The organism is Methanospirillum stamsii, from assembly GCF_003173335.1.
GTDB lineage: Archaea > Halobacteriota > Methanomicrobia > Methanomicrobiales > Methanospirillaceae > Methanospirillum > Methanospirillum stamsii.
The window spans coordinates 1-3716 of sequence record NZ_QGMZ01000054.1 but is presented as its reverse complement, the minus strand read 5'-3'; the positions used below and the strand labels follow the sequence as shown (position 1 = coordinate 3716).

Annotated in this window: 3 protein-coding genes and 1 pseudogene; 3 read left to right on the top strand and 1 reads right to left on the bottom strand. The window is 37.1% G+C overall.

The features are described from left to right. From DLD82_RS18760 to DLD82_RS16950, 3 genes and pseudogenes are all read left to right on the top strand, one after another. Positions 1-449: pseudogene (locus tag DLD82_RS18760) on the top strand (hypothetical protein); the annotation flags it as partial. Positions 450-641: 192 nt separating this feature from the next. After that, positions 642-2150 carry a PKD domain-containing protein gene (locus tag DLD82_RS19385; protein ID WP_181391510.1) on the top strand — a complete coding sequence of 503 codons (1509 nt, stop codon included), beginning with the start codon at positions 642-644 and terminating at the stop codon, positions 2148-2150. Positions 2151-2418: 268 nt separating this feature from the next. After that, entirely contained in the window at positions 2419-3033 is a 615-nt protein-coding gene (locus DLD82_RS16950; RefSeq protein WP_109942319.1) for a PKD domain-containing protein, read from the top strand. Positions 3034-3055: 22 nt separating this feature from the next. Here DLD82_RS16950 and DLD82_RS18755 read toward each other — a convergent pair. Then, on the bottom strand, positions 3056-3716 hold a 661-nt coding region (locus DLD82_RS18755), incomplete at its 5' end, for a tetratricopeptide repeat protein (RefSeq protein ID WP_369333098.1).

Here is a 3716-nt window from a genome sequence, read left to right as displayed (position 1 = left end):
TAATATTTGTTAAGAAAGACTCTAAAATCAAAAAAGAACTTGAATCGTTAAAAGAATCAGAAAGAAAGAAAATCACCTACTGCTTTAAATTAAACAAAGATATGACAGTCATCAAGGGGGAGACAACCCTTGCCCTTTTAAAGCAAATTTTTGATAAAAAGTCACAAAAATCTTTTGATTGGGCATTTGCTACCAATCAGGAGGAAATAAACCTTGATACGATTATTCCATCATACAAACGACGATGGAGAATAGAAACAGGATTTAGGGTTCAAGATGAAGCGAGAATCTCATCAAAATCTAAAGATATGAAAATTCGATACTTCTTTTTTGCATATGAACAAGTTTTGCAACTTTTATGGACTGCGCTTTATAAGGAGGAAGCTCCGTTCAAACAATTTCTACTTGAAATCTATGAATTGGCAAATGCTCGATATCACGAGCCATGAAATAGGAATGGTAGCCACTTTCATGGAACAGATACATGGGAGTGTAGGTCGACAAATATCAGACAATTGTCGATAGTAATCAAACACCAAAACCTCTTCATGAGACATATTTTAAGCCTATACTTTCTCGACTTACTCGTTCATTCGGAGATACTGCCAACAGAGTCTAATTTAAATACATATAAGGGTTTGATGCAGGATTTTCTGGTAGATTATTTTCGTGAATTAAATCTGCTTAAATTATTGTTAGAACAGGGACTGGTATTCAAGCTAATCAAAGAGGAACAACAGATCCCCTTTGAGATACACCTAAAACAGATGACTACCTTTCTCCATACAAATTTTGGAACCGATTTAAAAGCAGCGAAATGGGCGATAGAGGCATGGGCAGAAGCACTTGGGATCCATTTGGTCCATACATGCATTGCAGATTTTTCTATCAATCCCGCCAAAGGAGATGCTCCATTATTAGTTCAATTCATCAATAAAAGTAAAGGTGAGATTTCACGATATGAATGGGATTTTGGTAATGGGATTACATCAAATGAAAAAAATCCAGTTTATCAATATAATATTCCAGGTACATATTCAGTTACTCTCCGGACATATCGGGGATCTTTTTTTTCTGAAAAAAAAATGAGTGATGCAGTTACAATATTATATCCGGAACTGAATGGAGTTATTTCAAACTCGATTCAAACGGGTGAAATACCCCTATCTATTCAGTTTTTTAGTAAAGTTCAGGGTATTGTTCAATCTTTCAAATGGGATTTCGGGGACGGTATCTATTCAAACGAAGCAAATCCTATCCATATTTACGAGAAAGAAGGGAGTTACAATGTTAATCTAACCCTGAATGATGGAAATTCAACAATTCAGATAGATCTTCCATACCCGATTCTGGTTACTCCAGAAAGCCTCCATGCCGATTATTCCATTTCCCAACCAGATCAAGGAAAAAAACTGCAACTCCAATTTCTAAACAGGTCAAAAGGGAACATAACCCGTTATCATTGGGATTTCGGTGATGGAACCCAATCCGATGAAGAGAATCCTTTTCATGAATATGTAGAAAAATATTTGGTAACTCTTACCGTGACGGATGAACAGACCGGTGAACAGGAGATCAGTACTTGCGAGATTATTCCCACTCTTGCTCCATGTAAAGCAGCATTTCATCACGATATTCATGAAGGAATCGCACCATTAGAGATTACATTCAATAATCAGTCAACGGGTATTATTCATTCCTATGATTGGGATTTCGGGGACGGTTCTACAAGCACAGAAAAAAATCCGATTCACATGTATCTGAGACCTGGACATTATTGTGTCTCATTAACCGTCATCGATGGGTTGGATCATTCTAAAAACGTTACAACATCCGAAGTACGTGTAAAATCTACGGATTTTCGGACTGATTTTACCTGTTTATTTTCATCAGGATGTGCTCCATTGAAAGCATCATTTAAACCAAAATATTCAAATTCCAGTGTAAAGTATCATTGGCTTTTTGGTGATGGACAAGAATCTTTTGAACAAAACTCCTCCCATGAGTATAAAAAATCAGGCACCTTTTCTGTTACTCTCCGGATAACACAGGATGGTTTTACGGAAGAACATGTAGAAAAAAATTTGATAAAGGTTAAGCCAAGTAAAAAACCTCTTCGTGCACTTTTTTCACATGATATATCGGAATGAGTAATCCCACTGTATATTCCGACCTGATCTGAGCAGTGAGTCCGTTCAAATTGAACACTGGTTCCGCTCAAGTTGAACACCCCTTCCGGTGATATTGAACACTTCTTACATTTGAGTTTCTTAAAGGACTCCGAAGAAAAACATCAAGGGTGGGGGGACTTTGCCCCCCTCCCTTGGACCCAACCCCCTGACAGTGATAGGCTCGGTGGGATAGGCAAGTATCCCCCCTTCGCGGAGATTCGGTTCATCGGTCCAATGATTCATAAGGATGATTGACCTCATCAATAATCCTGGAAAGAGTGTTCAATTTGAACGGACTCACTGTTCAAAATTAACGGAAAGGTTGCTTAGGATCAAACGGACAGGGTGTTCAATTTTACCGGAATATGCACCACTGACAGTTTCATTCTCAAATGAATCAGAAGGAAATATAATTATAACATTATGGGATTTTGGAGATGGCACTACCTCTGGTGATTATGATCCTATTCATACGTATTATAAACCCGGAAGATACACGGTCTCTCTTATCGTTTCTAGTGGAACTGATGATTCAAAAACACTAAAAAAATTTTTAATTATTGCCAAACCCACTCAAATTTATGCAGATTTTTCTTGTGATCTCAAGTCAGGAAATGCCCCATTAAAGGTAAAGTTTTCATCAAGATATACTCATCCTGATGCAAGATACCAATGGGATTTTGGAGATGGAAGAGAATCGAATGAGAAAGATCCTACTCATATTTATGAAGAGCCTGGAATCTATACCGTAACCCAATATATCACTCAAAGTGGTTTTACGGAAGAAAGGAGACAAAAAAATCTGATAGAAATTTTTTCAATAAAAAGTAACAAAAACACAAAAAGGAAAATTCCAGATTAGTCTGTATGGCAATGTCATAATCTCAATCATATATACCATATTGAGCACACTTGTCGCAATGTATACAAAAATCTTGATTGGCGTTCCACATATCCTCATATGTTGCATCGCGTGTTCCCAAATCTAACCACTTACAGCAAGTCTCACATGTTATGCCTGAGTTGGAACCGGAGGCAGGATCATTGTTTGAAACCTGAATTTGGTTGCTATCATATCTTCCATCAGTTTGTTCATTGAGCGGGATTGTTGGGTCAACTTCGAATTTTATCGGTGCAAGGCCAAGTTTGTTCCTTAAATCATTAATTTCTTGCTGTATTTCCTGATTGTAGGAGAATTTCTCGTTTGCCTGATATAAAAAATCTAAAGCTTCATAATCCTGACCTAATTTTTCCATGATTAAGGCTTTTTGTTCTAATGACTCCCCTTTCAGGCTACCATCTGAGATTAATGAATCAAAAAAACCCAAAGCTTCATTATACCTCCCTAATAGGGACAGGGTTTTCCCCCTTAAAAAAATTGTATAAGGTCGAGAAAAACCATCCCCCCCCAACATCGCAATTTGCTGATCAGATACATCTAAAGCTTCATTATATCTACCCATTTTGAGTAAGAGTTCTAACTTATCATCTAAATCTTCGGAATAACTCAAATCAGTAGCGAGAATTTGATTCTCAATATTCAAA